This is a genomic window from Flavobacterium psychroterrae, from assembly GCF_018380615.1.
Lineage (GTDB): Bacteria > Bacteroidota > Bacteroidia > Flavobacteriales > Flavobacteriaceae > Flavobacterium > Flavobacterium psychroterrae.
Genome location: NZ_JAGYVZ010000004.1, coordinates 89,298 through 110,448, shown reverse-complemented (window position 1 = coordinate 110,448; position 21,151 = coordinate 89,298). Strand labels below are relative to the sequence as shown.

The 21,151-nt window shown below is 31.6% G+C and carries 21 protein-coding genes; 11 read left to right on the top strand and 10 right to left on the bottom strand.

Annotated elements, in window-relative coordinates:
• Positions 1–34: 34 nt before the first annotated feature.
• The 3 genes from KHA90_RS06090 to KHA90_RS06080 form a co-directional block, all read right to left on the bottom strand.
• A complete protein-coding gene (locus KHA90_RS06090) occupies positions 35–2,620 on the bottom strand; it encodes a phosphoenolpyruvate carboxylase (RefSeq protein WP_213296454.1) in 2,586 nt (861 codons plus the stop codon).
• Between the two features lie 88 nt (positions 2,621–2,708).
• On the bottom strand, positions 2,709–3,188 hold the full coding sequence (locus KHA90_RS06085; RefSeq protein WP_007805990.1) for an Lrp/AsnC family transcriptional regulator: 480 nt from the start codon (positions 3,186–3,188) through the stop codon (positions 2,709–2,711).
• Positions 3,189–3,265: 77 nt separating this feature from the next.
• Positions 3,266–4,420, bottom strand: a complete 1,155-nt coding sequence (locus KHA90_RS06080) for a M14 family metallopeptidase (RefSeq protein ID WP_213296452.1) — start codon at positions 4,418–4,420, stop codon at positions 3,266–3,268.
• A 311-nt stretch (positions 4,421–4,731) separates the two neighbouring features.
• On the opposite strand from KHA90_RS06080, the gene KHA90_RS06075 reads away from it, so the two are divergent.
• A complete protein-coding gene (locus tag KHA90_RS06075; RefSeq protein WP_213296449.1) occupies positions 4,732–5,184 on the top strand; it encodes a helix-turn-helix domain-containing protein in 453 nt (150 codons plus the stop codon).
• A gap of 81 nt (positions 5,185–5,265) precedes the next feature.
• On the opposite strand, the gene KHA90_RS06070 is transcribed toward KHA90_RS06075, so the two are convergent.
• Positions 5,266–5,817, bottom strand: a complete 552-nt coding sequence (locus tag KHA90_RS06070) for a 1-acyl-sn-glycerol-3-phosphate acyltransferase (protein WP_213296446.1) — start codon at positions 5,815–5,817, stop codon at positions 5,266–5,268.
• Between the two features lie 64 nt (positions 5,818–5,881).
• On the opposite strand from KHA90_RS06070, the gene KHA90_RS06065 reads away from it, so the two are divergent.
• From KHA90_RS06065 to KHA90_RS06040, 6 genes are all read left to right on the top strand, one after another.
• Positions 5,882–6,547, top strand: coding sequence for a spermidine synthase (locus tag KHA90_RS06065; protein WP_213296443.1), 666 nt, complete (start codon positions 5,882–5,884; stop codon positions 6,545–6,547).
• Between the two features lie 12 nt (positions 6,548–6,559).
• Positions 6,560–7,237, top strand: coding sequence for a peptidoglycan DD-metalloendopeptidase family protein (locus KHA90_RS06060; RefSeq protein WP_213296439.1), 678 nt, complete (start codon positions 6,560–6,562; stop codon positions 7,235–7,237).
• 6 nt (positions 7,238–7,243) lie between these two features.
• Entirely contained in the window at positions 7,244–7,720 is a 477-nt protein-coding gene (locus KHA90_RS06055) for a hypothetical protein (RefSeq protein ID WP_213296791.1), read from the top strand.
• An 8-nt stretch (positions 7,721–7,728) separates the two neighbouring features.
• The gene (locus KHA90_RS06050) at positions 7,729–8,253 is read left to right on the top strand and encodes a hypothetical protein (protein ID WP_213296436.1); all 525 of its coding nucleotides are present in this window, start codon (positions 7,729–7,731) and stop codon (positions 8,251–8,253) included.
• Between the two features lie 53 nt (positions 8,254–8,306).
• On the top strand, positions 8,307–8,777 hold the full coding sequence (locus tag KHA90_RS06045) for a nuclear transport factor 2 family protein (RefSeq protein WP_213296433.1): 471 nt from the start codon (positions 8,307–8,309) through the stop codon (positions 8,775–8,777).
• Positions 8,778–8,908: 131 nt separating this feature from the next.
• Positions 8,909–10,651 carry an APC family permease gene (locus tag KHA90_RS06040; RefSeq protein ID WP_213296430.1) on the top strand — a complete coding sequence of 581 codons (1,743 nt, stop codon included), beginning with the start codon at positions 8,909–8,911 and terminating at the stop codon, positions 10,649–10,651.
• Positions 10,652–10,953: 302 nt separating this feature from the next.
• Here KHA90_RS06040 and KHA90_RS06035 read toward each other — a convergent pair whose 3' ends face one another.
• The 3 genes from KHA90_RS06035 to KHA90_RS06025 all read right to left on the bottom strand — a co-directional run bounded on the left by KHA90_RS06035 (position 10,954) and on the right by KHA90_RS06025 (position 14,238).
• Positions 10,954–11,556 carry an NAD(P)H-dependent oxidoreductase gene (locus tag KHA90_RS06035; RefSeq protein WP_213296428.1) on the bottom strand — a complete coding sequence of 201 codons (603 nt, stop codon included), beginning with the start codon at positions 11,554–11,556 and terminating at the stop codon, positions 10,954–10,956.
• 130 nt (positions 11,557–11,686) lie between these two features.
• Positions 11,687–12,544: a helix-turn-helix domain-containing protein gene (locus KHA90_RS06030; protein ID WP_213296425.1), complete on the bottom strand. Its 858-nt coding sequence runs from the start codon at positions 12,542–12,544 to the stop codon at positions 11,687–11,689.
• A gap of 206 nt (positions 12,545–12,750) precedes the next feature.
• Positions 12,751–14,238, bottom strand: coding sequence for an aminotransferase class V-fold PLP-dependent enzyme (locus KHA90_RS06025; RefSeq protein ID WP_213296422.1), 1,488 nt, complete (start codon positions 14,236–14,238; stop codon positions 12,751–12,753).
• Between the two features lie 179 nt (positions 14,239–14,417).
• Here KHA90_RS06025 and msrA point away from each other — a divergent pair, with 179 nt between their 5' ends.
• On the top strand, positions 14,418–14,948 hold the full coding sequence (msrA, locus tag KHA90_RS06020; RefSeq protein ID WP_213296419.1) for a peptide-methionine (S)-S-oxide reductase MsrA: 531 nt from the start codon (positions 14,418–14,420) through the stop codon (positions 14,946–14,948).
• Between the two features lie 112 nt (positions 14,949–15,060).
• A complete protein-coding gene (locus tag KHA90_RS06015; RefSeq protein ID WP_213296417.1) occupies positions 15,061–16,629 on the top strand; it encodes a protein adenylyltransferase SelO in 1,569 nt (522 codons plus the stop codon).
• Between the two features lie 113 nt (positions 16,630–16,742).
• On the opposite strand, the gene KHA90_RS06010 is transcribed toward KHA90_RS06015, so the two are convergent.
• Positions 16,743–17,711, bottom strand: coding sequence for a YpdA family putative bacillithiol disulfide reductase (locus KHA90_RS06010; protein WP_213296415.1), 969 nt, complete (start codon positions 17,709–17,711; stop codon positions 16,743–16,745).
• Positions 17,712–17,715: 4 nt separating this feature from the next.
• Positions 17,716–18,192 carry a CYTH domain-containing protein gene (locus KHA90_RS06005; protein ID WP_213296413.1) on the bottom strand — a complete coding sequence of 159 codons (477 nt, stop codon included), beginning with the start codon at positions 18,190–18,192 and terminating at the stop codon, positions 17,716–17,718.
• Between the two features lie 202 nt (positions 18,193–18,394).
• Here KHA90_RS06005 and KHA90_RS06000 point away from each other — a divergent pair, with 202 nt between their 5' ends.
• Positions 18,395–19,306 (top strand): OmpA family protein, encoded by a 912-nt coding sequence (locus KHA90_RS06000; RefSeq protein ID WP_213296411.1) that lies wholly within the window; start codon positions 18,395–18,397, stop codon positions 19,304–19,306.
• Positions 19,307–19,325: 19 nt separating this feature from the next.
• Complete coding sequence (locus tag KHA90_RS05995; protein WP_213296409.1) at positions 19,326–19,871, top strand: hypothetical protein; 546 nt, start codon at positions 19,326–19,328, stop codon at positions 19,869–19,871.
• A 151-nt stretch (positions 19,872–20,022) separates the two neighbouring features.
• On the opposite strand, the gene KHA90_RS05990 is transcribed toward KHA90_RS05995, so the two are convergent.
• Positions 20,023–21,057: an o-succinylbenzoate synthase gene (locus tag KHA90_RS05990; RefSeq protein ID WP_213296407.1), complete on the bottom strand. Its 1,035-nt coding sequence runs from the start codon at positions 21,055–21,057 to the stop codon at positions 20,023–20,025.
• Positions 21,058–21,151: the final 94 nt, after the last annotated feature.

The window sequence follows — 21,151 nt, the reverse complement described above, 5'->3', positions numbered from 1 at the left end:
TTTTATGATATACTGAAATTCTTTTAAAACTAATTTATGCCGAGTTTCTACTTGCATTAGTATTTCCGAAAAGTGATCTTGTAACAATTTTTTCGTACACTTTTACCAGCTCTTCATCAACCTCATTTTCTTTGTTCAATTCATTAATTCTCAGTAAGGCATATTGTTGTATTGTCAACAATGGCAACACAATACGTTCTCTTACCTGAATTGATGCTATACCATCAGGATAATTTTCCATTAACGTTTTATGTCCTGCAATTTTCAATAATAAACGTTTTGTTTCCTGAAATTCATCGAAGATAATTTGCCAGAATTCACCAAATTCAGGATCATTTCTCATATATGCTGTTAATGGTAAAAATGATTTTGCCAGTGACATCATACTGTTTTCAAGCAGCGTTTTAAAGAATAATGAATTGTGATATAAATCATGAATTTTGTCCCATTGATTCGTTTCTTCAAAATGTTTCAACGCAGTTCCAACACCAAAAAATCCTGGTACGTTTTGCTTCAATTGACTCCACGATCCCACGAACGGAATTGCTCTTAAATCAGCAAAATCTAATGATTCAGATTTGCTTCTTTTAGACGGACGGCTTCCTATATTTGTTTTAGAGTAATACTTTAAAGTACTCATTTTTTCTAAATACGGAATGAATTTTGGGTGATTTTTGAAACTTAAATATTTTTCATAACCCAAATCTGCTAATTGCGTCAAAATTTGAGTTTCATCAGCGCTTAGTTCATTTTTCTCTTTACTAAATACCTGATTTGTTACACCGGCAGTCAATAAATTCTCAATATTATAACGACAAGAATCTAAAGTTCCAAAATTAGAACTAATAGTTTGTCCCTGAACAGTAATCTGAATTTCGTTATTTTCAATTTTTGGTCCTAACGAAGCATAGAATTTATGTGTTTTTCCTCCACCACGTGCGGGAGGTCCACCACGACCATCAAAGAAAATAACTTTAATTCCGTATTTTCTGGAAATTTCTGTTAGAGCAATTTTTGCCAGATAAATACTCCAGTTCGCCATTAAATATCCACCATCTTTGGTTCCATCAGAGAAACCCAACATAATAGTTTGCTTATTTCCTCTTTGTTTTAAGTGTTTTGAATATTCAGGATTGGTGTACAACTGTTCCATAATATGATGCGCACTTTGTAAATCATCAACAGATTCAAAAAGCGGAATTACATCAACACTTGGGTTTTCCCAATTGTTTAAACGAATCATTGCAAAAGTTTCCATGACATTCAGCGCACTTTCATTGTTACTGATAATGTAACGATTTGCACCAAATTCACCATTAGCTTTCTGGATAGTTTTGATAGCCTGAACAGACTCTAAAGTTAATCTTGTAATTTCATCCTCAAAGTCGGCAGGATTTAAATCTCCTTTTACTTTAGATAAGACAATTAGTTTTTCATCTTCAGATAATTCAAAATAATTTTTAGGGAATATTTCAGAACCTGAATTCAAATAATGATTCACAACATCCTTAAAAACGACATTATGAATTTTACTGTTTTGACGAATATCCAACGTGGCAAAATGAAAACCAAAAAGATTGATCTTTACCAAAAATGCTTCCAGATCGTCTAAATAAAGAGACTGATGTTTTTCAATAATAATATCACGGATAAGGTTTAATTGTGATAATAATTCTTCTAAAGTGATATAAATTTCTCCTTTAGAATAAAAAACAGAACGATAAAGTTTATGTTCAAGTTCAGATACCAAAGTATCTACACCTGAGAAGGTTAACTTACGTTTTAAATTTCTCATTTCAACATAATAGCATTTCAAAATTGAAGTACGCAAACGTTCCGCAACTTTTAAAGTTATTTCGGTAGTAACAAACGGATTTCCATCACGATCTCCTCCAGGCCAAAAACCAAGCTTAATTAATTTATTCTGAATGGCTTTTCCATGTAAGATATTTTTCTGCAAATAATGAACTATTTCTCCAGATGTAGCATAGAATACATTCTCTAAATACCAAATCAAAGAAACCGCTTCATCGTAAGGATTTGGTTTTTCATTTTGTATGAAAGGAGTTTTTCCTAATTGAGCTAATAATTCTTTAATTTTCAACAAATCATTAGAGCGAATTGCATCAGTCAAATCATTTATAATTCCTAAAACAGGTCCTGGATAAAATTGAGTTGGATGCGCTGTTAAAACAGTTCTTACATTAAAGTTTTCAAGGAATTCGATTAATTCCCCGTCTTTTTCCTTAGCATCTGATTTCTCTTTAATATCACGTAAAGATCCGCGACCTTCCATGTTATTAACTTCCGGAAAAGCAGCGTCTTCAATTGCGTCAAATAGTACAATCTGACGTTCTGTGTACTGAATAAATCGAAACATTAAATCGATTTTTTCCGCTTCAGATGGGTTATTTAAATATCTGTCAGAAAAGAAATTAAAAATTTCTTTTGGTGTTTCATTTTTTTTAAATCCTGTTTCGCAAGTTTCTGTAAATAAAGGAAGTAACGCTCCTGTATTATCTATAGAATCAAAAGGCAAAGTTATAAATACACTATTATAAATGTGATATTTTGAGAGAACATCTTGATTAAAACGTTCTATTTTAGGCAACGTATACATAATCTATTGTAGTTGGTGGTTAATTAGTCATAAAAAAACCCCAAGAATAAACTTGAGGTTATATTTTAATATAGCATTCAAGAAAATATTACATATTTTTAAATATAGTATGCATCAAACGCTTCTTATCGTTTATACTTTCTTCTAATGAAATCATAGTTTCTGTTCTGTAAACACCTTCGATATCATCAATCATGAAGATAACCTCTTTTGCGTGTTTAGTATCTTTTGCTCTAATTTTGCAAAAAATATTGAATTTTCCTGTCGTTACAGAAGCTACTGTTACGAACGGAATTTGATTGATTCGCTCTAATACAAATTTAGTTTGAGACGTATTATTAAGGAATACACCAACATAAGCAATAAATGAATACCCTAATTTATCGTAATCTAAGGCTAGTGACGATCCCATTATTATCCCGGCGTCTTCCATTTTTTTTACTCTAACATGCACTGTACCAGCAGATATCAATAGCTTTTTTGCAATGTCAGTAAACGGAACTCTCGTATTGTCTATTAACATATCTAAAATCTGGTGATCTACTTCATCTAAACGAAATTTACTCATAATTCTTTAATTAATATTACTAATTGCTATAACAAAGTATAAAAATATATATAAAAAACAACAAATTCACATAAAAATTAACTTTTTATCAATCCGTTAACAAATTTAACATTTTTATTTAAATAAAAATTTGCTTTTTGATTCAATTTGGGAAAACCATTATAGTCATCGGAATAAACAGCTTCTTTACCATCATATTCGTAATGTCCAAAATAATTTTCCAACTCGCCCACTTCAACAATATAAGCGTTAAAATGAATCTTATTTTCAATCAATTCTTCTTTGTATTGTGCGACAAAATTCGTAATAATTTCGATACCATCATAATTTATTTTGATATTTTTATACATAAAATCATAAAAAACCACTTTATTTTGTGAAATATTCAAATAATCACTAATTCGATTATCAACTAAATCGTTTTCGCTGATTATTGCAAAACTTGAAATAAGTGAGAAAAATATGAATTTTCTAGTTAGTTCACGATTGTAATCGTTAGCAAAATGCCCTGCTTCGAATAAAATGGTTGGTACTCCCATAAATTGAAAAGTATCTCCTATACAGTTTATATTAAAGGAATCATCAAAACGACCTACTTGACCGGGAATATACTGTTGTAGAACATCGTTAACTCCTGCAATGACATTGATAGCTTTTAATCGGTTTTCATTTATCTCTCTTTCTTCATTATATGAAGGTGCTAAAAAAGATACCGTTGCAGGTTTACCAGTAGTTCCGGCACCAAAAATAGTGCGCTGATCATGGAGATTAAAGCAATAATGAGGTTTAAATGTTTCAAAAGCTTCTCTTAATACTTTACTTTCCGGCTGAGTTAGGTTTTGTGAGTCACGGTTTAAGTCTACTATATTAGCATTTTCACGTGTATAAAGTCGCGCGCCATCAGGATTTAAAATTGGAATACTATAAAAGGTAAATGTTTTAAGCATTTTCTCAGCAAATTCTGATCCGCTGTTTAATACATTAATAAAGTCAAATAATGCTTTTGTTGTTGTGCTTTCATTTCCGTGCATTTGAGACCATAAATAAATACGAGTTTCTCCAGTTCCAATTTGGTAACTATATATAGGTTCATCTAAAACTGATTTACCAATTATTTGTACTTGATTATTAGTATTTAGTTTATCTAATAAAGGTTGAATATGATCTAAAGTTAAGTAACGACCCTCAATGCTTTGTTCTTTGTATTGGTTGAATAATTCTTCTAAATTCATTTGTTTTGATTTGTTTACAAAAGTAAACATCTTTCTTTTTACAATTGTAAACAAAGATAAAATGAAATAATTTAGAAATGTAAACAGAATTTTAGGCTGATATTGGTTATCTAACGCAATATGTGTTAACATTTGTTATTACTTTAAATATTAATACTCTATATATTGTATTTCAATAAATTAAATATAATTACCTAAAGTTATTATGCTAGTTATATGCTTATTAAATAACTATTTACAACTGTAAAATTGCTTTATTAACTTCTTTTAATTACATTTGTAAACAACGGTTTTAAAAACAATAATTTACAATGGTAAACATCGATGATTTTGTAAAACGTCTTGAAATAATACTTGATTATTATGCTTTAAATGCTTCTGCTTTTGCGGATAGAATTGGTGTGCAACGCTCTAGTATGTCTCACTTACTTTCGGGCAGAAACAAACCAAGCTTGGATTTTGTGATGAAAATTTTAGAAGTTTTTCCGGATGTAGATTTATATTGGATAATAAACGGAAAAGGAAGTTTTCCTAAAAATAATGATGAAGTCTCTGAAAATATAAAAACTCCCACTCCTATTTCTGTAAATGAAAATTTCGCTGGACCGGATTTATTTTCTGAGGTTAATTATATGAAAACTGAAAAAGCAGAAACAAGAACAGCCCCGGAAATTAAAAATCAAAATTTAAATTCTGAAGAAGGAGAAATTGAGAAAATTGTTATTTTTTATAAAAACGGAACTTTTAAGGCCTATCACCCATAAATTGAAAAATCGCATATTTGAAAAAAATTAAAAATAATTTTCAAATACACGATTCTCCCGTAACATTAAAAAGATCGAAAATTAAAGTTGAAATCCGTTATGAGGAATTTTGCCAACAACACTTTCATAATGTTTTTTCAAAATCTGTAAGTCCTCTTCGTAATTTCCTGTTGGAAAAAATGGTTTGCCAAAATTGACTTCTTTTTTGCCCCAATCAAAAGCCACCGTAACAATAGGTACATTTGCTTTGAGTGCTATATAATAAAAACCAGTTCGAATTTCATTAACTTCTTTGCGGGTTCCTTCCGGAGCAACAGCCAGACGAAAAACTTCTTTTCTTTCAAAAATTGCAGCAATCGAATCTACTTTATTTAATCCGCCCGAGCGATCAAGCGGTTCTCCTCCTACGCTTCTGAAATAATATCCAATCGGAAATTTAAATAATTCCTTCTTTCCCACCCAGTTCATCTCTAGTCCAGAGATGCCACGAGTAAAAATTCCTAAATAAAAATCATGATTACTTGTATGTGGCATCACCATCATCACACATTTTTTCACTTCCGCATTTTCAATTCCTATTATTTTCCAGCCCATTAGCTTAAAAAAGATGAATTTATACAATCGTTTCTTCATTAAAATTTATTTTTTCATGCAAAATAAAAGATTTAAATGGTATTTTTGAGTAAAAGCATTTAAAATGATTCAAAAATTATTTAGTTATATAATTCCTATAAAAATATTCAAGAAAAAATCAGAAAGAAGCAAAATCATTGAGGTTACATGGGCAAACGGAGAATTGGTTCTGGATTCTGAAAACACAAATTATTCATACGGAAGTTTACAACGCATATTAAGATACGGTTTAAGAACTATTGGTTATCCAACTATTCTTAAAATGGATCACATTTTATTATTAGGAGTTGCCGGCGGAAGCGTTATTAAAACTTTGGTAGACGAGATTAAGTATAAAGGTAAAATTACCGGTGTCGAAATTGATTCAGATATAATTCAGATTGCGAATCAATATTTTGACCTGGATAAAATAAAACAACTTGAAATTATTATTGATGATGCATTTGAATTTGTTTTAAAAACAAAAAACAAGTATGATCTCATTATTATTGATATTTTTGAAGATATAAAAATGCCCAATTTTTTGTTCGAAAGTTTTTTTAGTGAACGCATTTGTTTTCTTTTAAAAAATAATGGATTTGTTTTATTCAACACCATGATTTTAGATGAAGCACATAATGTTCGAAACAGAAAATACATATCTGAAATAAACGCTGAATTATTTACTTCAAAAATGCTGCCCCGCGTAGAAGTTCATAATGAATTAATAATTATTGAAAAAGTCGCCTAAATTTAAAACTTTATGAAACCTCTTGTCTCCATTTTAAAAGCCTTGCCATCTACTAAAATTATTGATTCCAGTATTGATTTTTCAAAATATATTCCGCTTGATTTATCTGTAACCAATCAGGAATTCATGGAATGTAAACCTGAAAACCCAAAAGAATTTGAGGATTTTATTTCAAATTATTTAGAGAAAAACAATGCAGAAGTTGCTTTTGGCGGCTATATTGAAGGACGGACTTTGTATCAGCGAAGTACTATTTTTAAAAATGATGCTATTCCGGAACGCAACATTCATATTGGTTTGGACTTATGGACAAAAGTTGACACAGCAGTTTTGGCGCCATTGAATGGAAAGGTTCATAGTTTTAAAAATAACATTGGTTTGGGAGATTACGGACCTACAATAATTTTAGAACACATTGTTGAAAATGAAAAATTTTATACTTTATACGGACATTTATCGTTAGAAAGTATAGAAAACCTTAGTGTCGGGACAGTTTTTAATAAAGGGGAAAAAATTGGAACCTTAGGTAATGCAGATGTTAACGGGGATTATGCACCTCATGTGCATTTTCAAATTATAAAAAATATTGAAGAATATTTTGGCGATTATCCAGGAGTTTGCAATACAAATGATTTGAATTTCTATATAGAAAACTGCCCTGACCCGAACTTATTATTAAAAATTACTTAAATGATTATGAAGAAAGCAGGATTGATTATATGTTTGTTGTTGTTAATTGGATGTAAATCCAAAAACATTAGTAGAGACACTGAAGATTTGAAAATTAAGAAAATTTCTGGTGCAGAAATTAATTCTAATCAGCAGCAAAAAGCCTACGAACTAGGAAAACGAGTTTTAGAAACTTGTAACACATCAAAGTTTAAACCTTTTAACGAAACCGAAGTTACGTCCTCAGTCAGAGAAAACACGACCGAAGAACGATTGACAAAAACATGTCAGCGATTTAGACAATACTACGGTAATTTTATAGATTTAAAATTAGATGGCGTTTATAAAACAAAACAAGAAGTGGTTTACCGTTATCACGCCTTATACACAAAAAAAGTTGCCAATAAAGAATTACGCGTTTTTGTGAATGAAGATAATTTGATTTCTGCCATTAAATCAATGGATTGGGATGAAAAATTTGATTCAAAACTAACAGAACAATAAAATAAACTATGAATTTAAAATTATCTCTTTTTATCCTACTGTTAATTTCTACTTTTGCAAATGCTCAGGAAACAATGAGTATAAAAGGTTCTAAGCCTTTTCCTGCAACACAAACGTATACTTTTATTTGCGAAAAGTATGTTTATACAGGTGAAGCAAATGTTCAGATTGCCAAAACAGATAAAGGAGGAGTTTTAAAATTAAGCATTGGTACAACCAGTGATAAAACAAAAATTTCAGGAGGACTTTATGTTGATTTAGCAAATGGAGATGTGATTCCGTGCGTTGACAAAAACAGTAATGAAACTGTCGATGGTAAAACATCATCTTACTATTACTTTACTCCTGCTGAAATGGTTAAACTTAAAAAAAATGATATCAAAGGCATTAGATTTATTGTTACAGGAAATTCTAATGCTTTTGGTGATCAAACAGGATATTTTACTGCCTCAAATAAAATGACCTATTTTTCGACAGCCTTCGATAAATCTAAAAAATCATTTGATACTGCAGCAGCAATTAGTGCTTTATAAATAAAATATTTGTTTTAATAAATCCTATATTTATAGTCTAATTACAATATCCTATGAATGCTAACGAAGCTCTAATTACAAAATTCTACACTGCTTTTTCAAATGCTGATGCTAAAACAATGAGCGAATGTTATCATCCTAAAGTTCATTTTGTTGATCCTGCATTTGGCTTACTAAAAGAAGATCAGGTTTCTAAAATGTGGGAAATGCTTATCTTTAGAAGCAAAGGCAATCTTAAAATTGAATTTTCAGATATAAAAGCAGATGATTCTACAGGTTCTGCAAGATGGGTTGCTACCTATAAATTTACCAAAACCAATAGAAACGTAATCAATAGAATATCAGCTGAATTTGCTTTTCAGGACGGACTAATTATCAAACATACAGATAGTTTTGATGTTTGGAAATGGTCGAAACAAGCCTTTGGACCTACGGGATATTTATTAGGATGGACAGGATTTTTTCAAAACAAAATTCAGGAACAAGCCTTATTGTCGCTCAAAAAGTTTCAGCAATCCAAATAATTTCCCTAATTTAGAATTTAATACACATTAACTAAAATACTTTTTAGTCCTTATATTATACCTGCCTTCTTTTAAGAATTTGCTTGTTGCTACATTTTGTTGAGTTAATCGTGTTTTAATCCTGAATAACTATGAAAGAACTTGTACACAAAAAATTAAATCAATTACAGGCAACAGCAATTTGCGGCAACGATATTAGTTCCTCTTGTTTATATGTTTCGGCATTAACAATATTATATGCCGGACAATACGCCTGGATTTCATTGTTGATTGTTGCCGTAGTTTTGTATTTATTCAGAAAAATTTACGGAGAAGTTGTTGGTGCAATACCTTTAAACGGAGGCGCATACAATGTTTTATTAAATACATCAACAAAACGATTAGCCTCATTAGCCGCCACCTTAATTGTTTTGTCTTACATGGCAACGGCAGTAATTTCGGCTTCAGAAGGTATGCATTATCTACACGGAATATTTGAAAGTTTAAATATAACAATTGCAACCGTCATTGTTTTAGTGCTATTTACGGGACTTGCAATTTTAGGAATTGGCGAATCTGCATTTGTAGCGGTAATTATTTTCATCACACATTTAGCTACTTTAAGTTTATTGGTTTTAGCCTCACTTTGGTTTGTTTTAAATAATGGTTTAGAAACTTTTCATATCAATTGGGAAACACCTATTGCATACGGAAACATTAAAACGGCTCTTTTTTTAGGTTTTTCGGCAGCAATGCTCGGAATATCAGGTTTTGAGAGTTCAGCTAATTTTGTTGAAGAACAAGAACATGGCGTTTTTCCAAAAACCTTAAGAAACATGTGGGCGATTGTTAGTTTCTTCAATCCTGTAATCGCTATTTTATTAATAAGTGTAATTCCACTGACCGAAGTTGGCGCTAATAAAGAATCTCTTCTCGCCCATTTAGGACAAACAACTGGCGGATCCTGGCTGGCGTGGTTGATTTCTATTGATGCCGTTTTAGTCTTATGTGGTGCCGTATTGACCTCATTTGTGGGAGTTTCCGGATTATTAAACCGAATGACATTAGATAGAATTCTACCAAATTATTTTCTAAAACAAAATGCAAGGGGTTCTCATTATAGAATTGTAATTAGTTTTTTGGTTTTGTGTATTTCTGTGTTATTTGCCACACACGGACATTTAGAATCTTTGGCAGGAGTTTACACCTTTTCGTTTTTAGCAGTAATGGCATTATTCGGCATCGGGAATTTATTACTCAAATTCAAACGCCGAAAATTACCAAGACCCGAGCGTGCAAAAGGAATCGCAGTTGTTCTGGCAGTTTCATTTATTATCGCCGCTTTCATTGGTAACATAAAATTTAACATTAATTCGTTTTATACCTTTTTAAAATATATGGTTCCTTCCTTAATTTTTATCGGGATCATGCTTAATCGTGTCTTTTTAATTCGGCTTTTAATCGAAGCTTTAGAATATTTCTATCAGCCGTTACGTAAAATGGTAATTTTAAGTAATAGGTATTTACAGAAAATGAGTGTCGAAATCAATTCGCAGGAATTCGTGTTTTTTACTAAAGGTGATGACATTGCTATTCTCAACAAAGTTTTACAATATGTCCAGGGCAATGAAACTACTAATAAACTGAAAATCGTTCATGTCAAAAATGACACATCAAATAATGACGCGCTCATAAAAGATCTCGAAGTTTTAGATCGCGCATATGATGAAATTGATCTGGAATATCTTGAAATTCAAGGTGTTTTTGGTCCCGAAATTATTGATGAACTATCTAAAAAATGGAAAATCCCCAAAAATTTCATGTTTATTGGTTCTCCCGGAAATAAATTCTCGTACAGAGTTTCGGATCTTGGCGGAGTTCGCTTGATTATGTAGATTTTTTTTTGGAGCAGAACCATATAAAGTTTAAAAGACCTTTTGTCCCGCTTTCGCCTTTATCTTTGTTCGTTCCTCTCAAAGGATATCAGCTCTATCGGGGCTAAACAAGAAATTTTAAATTTATAAGAAATAAAAACGTTCAAAACCAAATTGATTTTTACCGCAGAGTGCACAAATTTTTCACCAACAGTATGAACATAAACACAAAGTTCACAAAGCTTTGTATTTAACCAGCTTTGGGAACTTTGTGTTTTTTAACATACTAATAAAAAATCTTAGCGAACCTTGCGGTAAAATATTCAGGAAAATATTTTGGATAAATGTGCCGGATAATTTTCAAGATCTTTCTTTATTGTTTCACTTTTATAAATATCAAAACAATTATAATCCGGTAAAATGTCAACACCACAAAAGCGATAATTGCTTGAAATATTTAAAAATAAATCTGATGTAGTTTTACCCTGCAGTAAAGTTTGATCTATATTTCCAAAAGCTTGTTCAGGAGCATTCCATGTTGCGCAAATCATAAATTGTTTCCCTTGCATTTTTCCGCCAGTTCCGTATTGTTTTGAACTATCTTCCCTTGTTCTTCCATCTCCCGAAAGAAATTTTTGACTATGTAATCCGCTGTTGAAAACTTCATCTATATATTTTTTATAAATCCACGGAGCTCCAAACCAGTTGATTGGAGTTTGTAAAATCACAATATCAGCTTCTAAGTGTTTTCTAACTTCTTCATCGGGATTATATTCTTTCTCAATTACAGTTTCTAAAATTTCATAATTGTTAGCTGTAAAAAAATGCTTTGCAACTTCGATAAATGAATTGTTCAAATTTCCTTCTGACCAGTTTGGATAAGTTAAATGAGCGTTTATCAGTAATACTTTTTTCTTTTTTTCCATCGTTTGATTAATTTTACTTGGCAAATGTAAAAAGAGATAGAATCTTAAGGTGGAACAAATCACCGGAAAAAAAGATACAAATTACTGATAATAAAAAAACGCCTTAAAAGACGTTTTGGTTGTAATTGATTTATAAATTTTTAATTTTTTCCCGATACTCTTTAGGAGTAAGATTTACTTGTTTTCTAAAAAATTTAGAAAAATAATTGGGATATTCAAACCCTAAGTGATAAGCGACTTCGGTATTATTCATTGAAGTATTTTTCTCTAATAATTCCTTTGCTTTTTTAATTACAAATTCATGGATATTTTCAAGCGCAGATTTGTTCGTGAAATGTTTGATGATATCACCTAAATAATTAGGAGTTAATCCTAATTGATCTGCAAAATACTGAACATTAGGTAATTGTTTTACAGGCTGATTATAGTAATCCTTTAAGCTTTGCTGAAAATCAGTAACAATTCGATTATATTGTTTTGGGTTTGTAGAAAATTGTCTGCTGTAAAAAGTTTCAACTACTGATATTAGCACGTTTACATACGAAAGTAATACATTGAAGTTTCGACTTTCACTTATATAATATTTATGCATTAAGCCAAAAAGCGTAGTTATTTCATCCACTTCATTTTTTGTCAAAAATAAAGCTTCGTGCTGACCATAATCCAGATAAGTTTTAAATAAAAATCTGTTTTCTTCTATTATTTTTTTAGATAATTGCAAATACATTCCTGTATAGTTTGGCTCAACATTCCATCCGTTTGACATTGTTGGACTGCTGAAAAAAATAGCATCTATAGGTTTTGGAAGTGCCTGAGATTTATCTACATAATTAAATTTGATAGAAATACGATAAAAATCAGCCGTAACAGCTTCAGATTTTGTTCGCATATTTGCAGCATCATAGTAACCAATATCTATATCATTATCAACCGGCATTTTTAATCCTACATATTCATTAAATTCTTTGAACTCTTTAAAAATTTTCATTTGATATATTGCTAACTTTTTCAAAAGTTATAAAAAATATTTATAAACAACAAACCGGACAGGTTTTAAAAATCTGTCCGGTTTACTTTATTATAATTTCAACACAAAGCTTTATAATCTTAAAAAATAAATTATTTACAATCTATAAAAAAACGTTGAGCTCTTTACGTAAAAACTTTGCAAACTTTGCGGTAAAAAAAGCCAATCTAACTTTTAAACCACCCCGCAACCAATTCATCCTCAAATGAAGTCGCATTTTTATGAACAAATTCGTTTGTGTTTTTATTATAAGAATAATCTAAAGCCCATCTTTCATGGTTCTCAGCTAAATCCTTTATACTTGCACAAACAAAAGCAATTTCCTGATCTGTAGTTGTTGGGTGAATCGACATTCTGATCCATCCTGGTTTTTTGATTAAATCACCAATTGTAATTTCATCAATCAATTTATTCGAAGTTTCCTGATCTACATGTAATAAAAAATGCCCGTAAGTTCCTGCACAACTGCATCCTCCTCTGGTTTGAATCCCAAATTTATCATTCAGCAATTTTACTCCTAGATTAAAATGAAGATTTTCTATAAAAAATGAAACTACACCCAAACGATTTTGATGTTGTCCAGCTAAAATCTTGATATTAGAAACAGCATCTAATTCTTTAAAAACAAAATCAACAATTTCGTGTTCACGCTGTAAAATGTTTTCAATTCCCATTTCTTCCTTCAACTCAATTGCCAGCGCCGTTTTAATAACCTGTAGGAAACCAGGAGTTCCTCCATCTTCGCGATCCTCAATATTATCAATATATTTATGTTCACCCCAAGGATTTGTCCAGCTTACGGTTCCGCCGCCGGGACAATCAGGAATCATATTATTGTATAATTTTTTATTAAATATTAAAACACCCGAAGTTCCCGGACCACCTAAAAATTTATGAGGTGAAAAGAAAATAGCATCAAGATACGACTCCGGATCTTCAGGATGCATATCAATTTCTACATAAGGTCCTGAACAAGCGAAATCTACAAAACAGACTCCGTTATTTTGATGCATCAATTTTGCCGCTTCATGAAAAGGAGTTTTTAAACCCGTAACATTTGAACATGAAGTAATAGAAGCGATTTTTATCGTTCTGTCAGCATATTTTTCTAATAATAAAGCCAAATTATCCAAACAAAAAAGTCCTTTTTCGCAAGACGGAATGATCTCAACATCAGCAATAGTTTCTAACCAAGACGTTTGATTGGAATGATGTTCCATGTGCGAAATAAATACAATTGGCTTTTTTTCTGTAGGGACAGTAATAAAATCTTTTAAATTCTCAGGAATCTTTAATCCTAAAATACGTTGAAATTTATTGACAACACCAGTCATTCCGGTTCCATCAGTAATTAAAACATCATCATTATTTGCATTTGCATGGCGCTTGATAATATTTCTGGCATGATGATACGCTTTTGTCATGGCAGTACCTGACACAGTAGTTTCTGTGTGAGTATTGGCTACAAAAGGTCCGAAATTATTTAGAAGTTTCTCCTCAATTGGTCTATATAACCTTCCGCTGGCAGTCCAATCCGTATATATGATCTTTTTTTTGCCATATGGAGAAGAAAATTCCTGATCAATTCCAACAATATGTTGTCTAAATTCCTGAAAATAAGTTTCTAAAGTGGTGGTACTATTTTTGCTATTCATTAGTGTGCCTGAGTTTGATTGCAAATATATTGCTTTTTTATAGAATTGCGAATTTATCAATTGCAAAATTCAAACATTCAATATCCGTTTAGTATCTTTAATTAAATTGTTGTTTTGCTAATAATTTATCATAATATTCTATCGGATTAATAGGGCAAGTAAACTTAAACAATACTTTTATGGAAAATTTATCAGTCGCTACTTTTGGTGGTGGATGTTTTTGGTGTATTGAAGCAGTAATTCAACGTTTAAAAGGGATTGAATCCTTAAAATCAGGCTTTTCGGGAGGTTTTATTAAAAATCCGCCATATCGAGAAGTTCGCACAGGCAGAACCGGTCACGCCGAAGTCATACAAGTTACTTTTAATCCTGATATAATTTCATATCATGATTTAGTTTATATCTTTATGACAAGTCATGATCCAACAACTTTAAATCGTCAGGGAGCAGACAAAGGAACGCAATATCGTTCGATTGTTTTATATCATGATGATGAACAAAAGGAGATTGCGCAGCAGGTTTTTGAAGAAGTGGCATCATTATATGAAGATTCAATTGTTACTGAATTAAAATCTTTCGAAGTCTTTTACAATGCCGAAGAAGATCATCAAAACTATTACAATAACAATCAGGATTCACATTATTGCCAAATCGTAATTGATCCAAAGGTGCAGCTATTAAAAAAAATATACGCCGATAAAATAATTTAAAAAATGCCACAGATTACACAGATTAAAATGATTTTTCTTGAATTATGTGTAACCCTGTTACAGTTTAATAATACTTTTAAATCATTTTAATCTGTGGCAAAAAAAAACTCCAATGAAAAATTTAAAAATAAACAATCGATTTACTGCTGAATTACCTGCAGATCCTGAAGAAACTAATGAAATTCGTCAGGTTAAAAACACTGTATTCTCATATGTAAATCCTGTCAAACCATCAAATCCCAGTTTAATTCATGCTTCAAAAGAAGTAGCTGAATTAATTGGGGTTTCATCTGATGAAATTCAGTCAGAATCTTTTCTGAATACTTTTTCCGGAAAAGAAATTCTTCCGGAAACGAGACCATATGCTATGTGTTATGCGGGGCATCAATTTGGAAATTGGGCAGGACAATTAGGAGATGGACGTGCAATTAATTTAACGGAAATAGAACACAATAATAATTTTTTTACGCTCCAGTTAAAAGGTGCAGGAAAAACACCATATTCCAGAACTGCTGATGGTTTGGCGGTTTTGCGTTCTTCTGTTAGGGAATATTTATGCGCTGAAGCAATGTATCATTTGGGTGTTCCTACTACCCGATCACTTTCGTTGATGTTATCCGGTGATGAAGTATTGCGAGATATTTTATATAACGGAAATCCCGCTTACGAAAAAGGTGCTATTGTTTGTCGTGTTGCTCCTTCTTTCATTCGTTTTGGAAGTTTTGAAATGCTGACAGCGCGAAATGAACTTAAAAACTTAAAGGATTTTGTTGAACATACTATCAAACATTATTTTCCTGAAATTAATGGTGAGCCAAAAGAACAATATTTACAGTTTTTTAAATCTGTAGCGAATAAAACACGCGAAATGATTTTGCATTGGCAACGTGTTGGTTTTGTACACGGCGTTATGAATACTGATAATATGTCGATTCACGGGATCACGATTGATTACGGTCCTTACGGATGGCTTGAAAATTACGATCCAAATTGGACTCCAAACACTACAGACAGTCAAAACAGAAGATATCGTTTTGGTAATCAGCCTCAAATTGCACAATGGAATTTGTACCAATTAGCAAATGCTTTGTACCCGTTAATCAATGAAGCTGAACCATTGGAAAAAATATTAGAATCATTTATTACTGAATTCGAATCTGATTATAAAACAATGTTTTTAAGTAAATTAGGAGTCTTTACTTCAACTGAAACTGATGATAAACTAATTACAGCTTTAGAAACAGTTTTGCAATTATCTGAAACTGATATGACAATATTTTTTAGAAATTTGAGTCAGATTCAGAAAAAAGATTCAGTTGAAAATGCAATTGAAAGGGTAAAAGATTCTTTCTATATTCCCGAAGAAATCAAAGGAGAAATTCTTGAATCCTGGAAAAAATGGTTTACTGTTTATATCGAAAGATTAAATGCAGAAGAATTATCAGATGAAGTTCGCTCAGAAAAAATGAATCAGATAAATCCCAAATATGTGTTGAGAAATTATATGTCTCAATTAGCAATTGACGCCGCTGATCAAGGTGATTATTCATTGATTGATGAATTGTACTTAGTATTGCAAAAGCCATATGACGAACAACCGGAATATCAAAGATGGTTTGTAAAACGACCTGATTGGGCGAGATCTAAAGTAGGCTGTTCAATGCTATCTTGTAGTTCATAATATTTTGATGCTAAAAAAAATTTATAAAAAGTGTGTCACATTGAGCGAAGTCGAAATGCACGTAAAGTGTTCTCGACTTCGCTCAATGTGACAACAAAAATGTGTGATAAAGTTTACTTTGAAGTAATATAATCCACGATCATATTAGCGTGAACACGGGAATTCTCAATAAACCATTTATGTGTGTGCATTCCGCCGCAAATAACCCCTGCAAGAAATAAACCATCAACATTTGTTTCCATAGTTTCCGGATTATAAGTTGGTGTTTTTAATTCATCCTCAGACAATTGAATTCCCATATTTTCAAGAAAACCCAAATCTGGTTTGTATCCGGTTAAGGCTAACACAAAGTCATTTTCTATAATGACTTTTCCGCTTGGCGTATCGATTTCAACTTCATTTTCTCTAATTTCAGTTATATTAGATTGAAAATAAGCTTTTATACTTCCCTCTTCAATTCGGTTTTCAATATCTGGTTTTGCCCAATATTTTACCCTGCTATTGATTTCGTTTTTACGAATAACCATTGTTACATTAGCTCCTTTTCTCCAGCATTCCAGAGCTGCATCTACAGATGAATTATTGGCTCCAACAACTAAAACATTTCTAAAAGCATATTCATGTGCTTCTTTATAGTAATGTCGCACTTTAGATAAATCCTCCCCTACAACGTTCATTTCAATGGGAATATCATAAAAACCCGTTGCAATCACAACATTTTTAGATTCATATAACGATTTGTCTGTTGTAATTTTAAAAAAAGTATTTTCTAATTTCTTAACCTCAGTTACTTTTTCAAATAAATTGATTGAAAATTTAAAATAACGATGAATATTTCGATAATATTCTAAAGCTTCCTGACGACCGGGTTTTGGTGCCAGACAACTAAACGGAATATCCCCTATTTCAAGCCTTTCGGCCGTTGAAAAAAAAGTCATATATAAAGGATAATTGAAAATACTGTTTACAATTGCGCCTTTTTCGATAATCAAATAACGTAAATTTTTCTTTTGAGCTTCTATCGCACAAGCAAGCCCAATTGGACCTCCTCCGACGATGATTAAATCATATTGTTCTGTCATAATTCTAATGTTTTCCCCAATTTTTAAAAGGATTTTTGCTCAAATAAGCATTATAATATCTTTCGTCATCGGTTACTTCTTCGCCAAGCCAGTCCGGTTTTTCAAAGGAATCAGTTTCTGATTTTAATTCGATTTCCGCCATTACCAAACCTTCATTTTCTCCATAAAATTCATCTACTTCAAAAATATGATCTCCGGATTTTATTTCAAAACGAGTTTTCTCTATTTTGCCTTTTTCACATAATTTAAGTAATTCCTTAGCTTCATCAACCGGTATTTCATTTTCCCATTCAAAACGGGACATTCCTCCGTGATGACTAATTCCTTTAATAGTAATAAAGCCTTTATTTCCTTTAATTCTAACTCTGACAGTTGTTTCGGGTATTGAACTTAAATAGCCCTGAGCAATATTATTTTGAGTAAAAGCCTGTTCTTTAAAATCATTGGATTTTACAAGAAACTTTCTTTCTATTTCGACCATTTTTGTATGTCTTAAATTAATTTTTTATGCAAGTTACTCAATTTAATTCAGTCTAAAAATCAAGATTAATCAATCGTAGAGTTTATATATTGTTTTATGTAATTATCTAAAAACTAAATACATAACTTCTAAATAATTGATTATCAATTCATTTTGTATTTATTTTTTTGTTAAATTTGATCAAATCTTAACTTCATTATCTATGTCTAAAAAAGCACTTTATCTATTAGGCATTGCAATAACAATTATTTTAGGTACTTTTTTGTATGTAGAATTTTGTTGCAATTGTACTATTAAGACACCGGCGGCTGATACTCAAAAAGTATCCGTAGTTGTGGCTCAGGACAATAATTTTGTCCCCTTTATTCTAAATGGTTCAGGAATTGATTATCGAACTAACGATAATATCAAGTTCCTTAAAAACAGCTTTGCAGTAATCCTGCCTGTTGGTGATTCTGTATCCATTGGACTTGAAAATCTTAAAACATTTTTGATTGCAAATCCAAACCAAATAATAACAATAACCGGATATGCTACATCCGACGAAACCAACTCAACCACTTTTGAAAATCTGGGTCTGGCAAGGGCAAATGATATCAAAAAGTTTTTTGTTTCTAAAGGTTTATCAGCTGCTCAATTTGATACAAAAGGTGAAATAATCGATAAGTGGAAAACGATTTCAGATACACTTTTGGGTCCGGCTGAATACAAATTTGGAACTCCTGAAACTACTCCCGCAACAACAGATGAATGGACTATTTTAAAAGAAAAAATTAATGGAGATCCGTTAATTCTGCATTTCAATACCAATAAATCCAGCGATAAATTAACAAATCTTGAAAAACAAAAAGTAGCAGATCTGGTAAAATATACAGAACATGTTAAAGATGCCGTTGTTCTTATTGTAGGACATAGTGATAATGTTGGAAATCGCGATGCTAATATTGTGCTGGGGCAAAAGCGTGCAGAATTTTCTAAAAACTATTTGGCGAAAAATGGAATTGAAGAAAGCCGCATTACAACTGAATCAAAAGGTCCGGACGAACCAATTGGTGAAAATGATACTGCTGAAGGAAAAGCAAACAACAGACGAACTGTAATTACAATCAAATAACTAATCAAAATATACTATTATGAATATACCTTGTATCTTAATACCTGCGCTAGTGGGATTAATCTGTGGAATTTTAGGTTACTTAATTGGAAAAATGAATTCAAAAGGAGATGATTCACTTGCATTGTCATTACAAGATGATTTAGACGCTTGCAAAGCAAATACAAGAAATTTGAACTTAAAAATTTCTTCATTAGAAGCTGATTTAGCCGCTAAGTCAAGTTTTTCCGAATCACAATCATTTGCAACTAATCCTCCTGCATTTCTATTTGATGCTTCATTGGCAAGTATCGCTTATGGAAAAAAAATAAAAGAGGATGATTTGAAAATTGTGGAAGGAATTGGACCTAAAATTGAAGTTTTATTTAATGTTGCGGGAATTAAAACCTGGCGTGATCTATCAGAAACATCGACTGAAAGATTACAATCAATTTTAGATTCCGGTGGTGAAAATTATGCAATCCATAATCCAAGTACCTGGGCAAAACAAGCTTTATTAGCCTATCAGGGAAGATGGCAGGAATTAAAAGATTTACAAAAAGGGTTGCTTGGAGGGAAAGAGTGAAAATAGGTTTAAAAAAGGGTTCAAAAGGTACAGAGTTACAAAGGGCCAAAGGTCTTTAACTAGATAACTCTGAACCTTTGAGCCTCTGAACCTTTGCTCCTTTGAACCTTTGACCCTTTGAACCTTTGCTCCTTTCCTTACTTTATACCTTCTAAAAAAAAGAATCCCAGTTTTTAGCAGTATTGTACCATAATTGACCTTTTGAAACTTCAAGCGGACAATCAAAATTATTGGTATAAAGAGCGCCGGTTCCTAAACCTTGCGGCATTTTTGAGTTTTGCATGAATGTCCATTGTGCAATAGCATTCAGTCCAATATTACTTTCTAAAGCTGATGTTATCCACCAGCCAATATTGTATTTATCAGCAAGATCAATCCATTCTTTTGTTCCTCTGAATCCACCAACAAAACTAGGTTTAAGGATTATGTATTGAGGTTTGATTTCTTGTAGTAATTTTTCTTTTTCTTTTAATGTAAAAATTCCAATTAGTTCTTCATCTAATGCAATAGGAAATGGAGTTGTTTTACACAAATTTGCCATTGCTTCAATATTGCCTTTTTTGATAGGCTGTTCAATACTATGAAGCTGAAATTGATTCAATTGCTTTAGTTTATTTAAAGCTTCATTTAAAGCGAAAGCTCCGTTGGCATCTACTCTGATTTCGATTTGTTCTGCTGAAAAATGAGTTCTGATAAAGCGCAATAATTCTAATTCTTTTTCAAAATCAATAGCACCAATTTTGAGTTTTATGCAATTAAAACCATCCGCTAATTTCTCTTCAATTTGTTGTTTCATGTAAGAAGCTTCGCCCATCCAAACTAAACCGTTGATAACAATTGATTTTGAATTATTGGTAAAATCCGAAGGAAACAACAAATAAGGATTATCACTTTTAAGCGATAAAAAGGCCATTTCAATCCCGAATTGTATCGAAGGAAATTCTAATAATGCTTTCCATAAGGCGGTTTCTCCAAGATGAATATTTTCGCAGGTCCATTTTATTTTTTCTTCATAATCGTAGCGATCATCAGCACTTAAACCTCGTAAGATTCCGCACTCGCCTATTCCTTTATTACCATTTTCTTCAAGAACAATAAACCAGGTTTCTTTTTCGGTCATAACGCCTCTCGAAGTTCCGGAAGGACGTTTAAAATCCAACATGTATTTGTGGTAAGTCGCTTTCATCTTTTTTGTTAAACCATTTAAGTTATATAAGTAATTATAATTTTAGCATGAGCATATTTTAACTGAACTTATATCACTTATATGGTAAAAATAT

Coding starts and splice junctions, on each gene's coding strand:
- KHA90_RS06055 (WP_213296791.1), top strand. CDS start 7,244: ATGAAGAAAGCAGGATTGATTATATGTTTGTTGTTGTTAATTGGATGT.
- KHA90_RS05990 (WP_213296407.1), bottom strand. CDS start 21,057: ATGAAAGCGACTTACCACAAATACATGTTGGATTTTAAACGTCCTTCC.
- KHA90_RS06010 (WP_213296415.1), bottom strand. CDS start 17,711: ATGACAGAACAATATGATTTAATCATCGTCGGAGGAGGTCCAATTGGG.
- KHA90_RS06000 (WP_213296411.1), top strand. CDS start 18,395: ATGTCTAAAAAAGCACTTTATCTATTAGGCATTGCAATAACAATTATT.
- KHA90_RS06040 (WP_213296430.1), top strand. CDS start 8,909: ATGAAAGAACTTGTACACAAAAAATTAAATCAATTACAGGCAACAGCA.
- KHA90_RS06015 (WP_213296417.1), top strand. CDS start 15,061: ATGAAAAATTTAAAAATAAACAATCGATTTACTGCTGAATTACCTGCA.
- KHA90_RS06025 (WP_213296422.1), bottom strand. CDS start 14,238: ATGAATAGCAAAAATAGTACCACCACTTTAGAAACTTATTTTCAGGAA.
- KHA90_RS06080 (WP_213296452.1), bottom strand. CDS start 4,420: ATGAATTTAGAAGAATTATTCAACCAATACAAAGAACAAAGCATTGAG.
- KHA90_RS06060 (WP_213296439.1), top strand. CDS start 6,560: ATGAAACCTCTTGTCTCCATTTTAAAAGCCTTGCCATCTACTAAAATT.
- KHA90_RS06075 (WP_213296449.1), top strand. CDS start 4,732: ATGGTAAACATCGATGATTTTGTAAAACGTCTTGAAATAATACTTGAT.
- KHA90_RS06065 (WP_213296443.1), top strand. CDS start 5,882: ATGATTCAAAAATTATTTAGTTATATAATTCCTATAAAAATATTCAAG.
- KHA90_RS06030 (WP_213296425.1), bottom strand. CDS start 12,544: ATGAAAATTTTTAAAGAGTTCAAAGAATTTAATGAATATGTAGGATTA.
- KHA90_RS06070 (WP_213296446.1), bottom strand. CDS start 5,817: ATGAAGAAACGATTGTATAAATTCATCTTTTTTAAGCTAATGGGCTGG.
- KHA90_RS06085 (WP_007805990.1), bottom strand. CDS start 3,188: ATGAGTAAATTTCGTTTAGATGAAGTAGATCACCAGATTTTAGATATG.
- KHA90_RS06035 (WP_213296428.1), bottom strand. CDS start 11,556: ATGGAAAAAAAGAAAAAAGTATTACTGATAAACGCTCATTTAACTTAT.
- KHA90_RS06005 (WP_213296413.1), bottom strand. CDS start 18,192: ATGGTCGAAATAGAAAGAAAGTTTCTTGTAAAATCCAATGATTTTAAA.
- msrA (WP_213296419.1), top strand. CDS start 14,418: ATGGAAAATTTATCAGTCGCTACTTTTGGTGGTGGATGTTTTTGGTGT.
- KHA90_RS05995 (WP_213296409.1), top strand. CDS start 19,326: ATGAATATACCTTGTATCTTAATACCTGCGCTAGTGGGATTAATCTGT.
- KHA90_RS06090 (WP_213296454.1), bottom strand. CDS start 2,620: ATGTATACGTTGCCTAAAATAGAACGTTTTAATCAAGATGTTCTCTCA.
- KHA90_RS06045 (WP_213296433.1), top strand. CDS start 8,307: ATGAATGCTAACGAAGCTCTAATTACAAAATTCTACACTGCTTTTTCA.
- KHA90_RS06050 (WP_213296436.1), top strand. CDS start 7,729: ATGAATTTAAAATTATCTCTTTTTATCCTACTGTTAATTTCTACTTTT.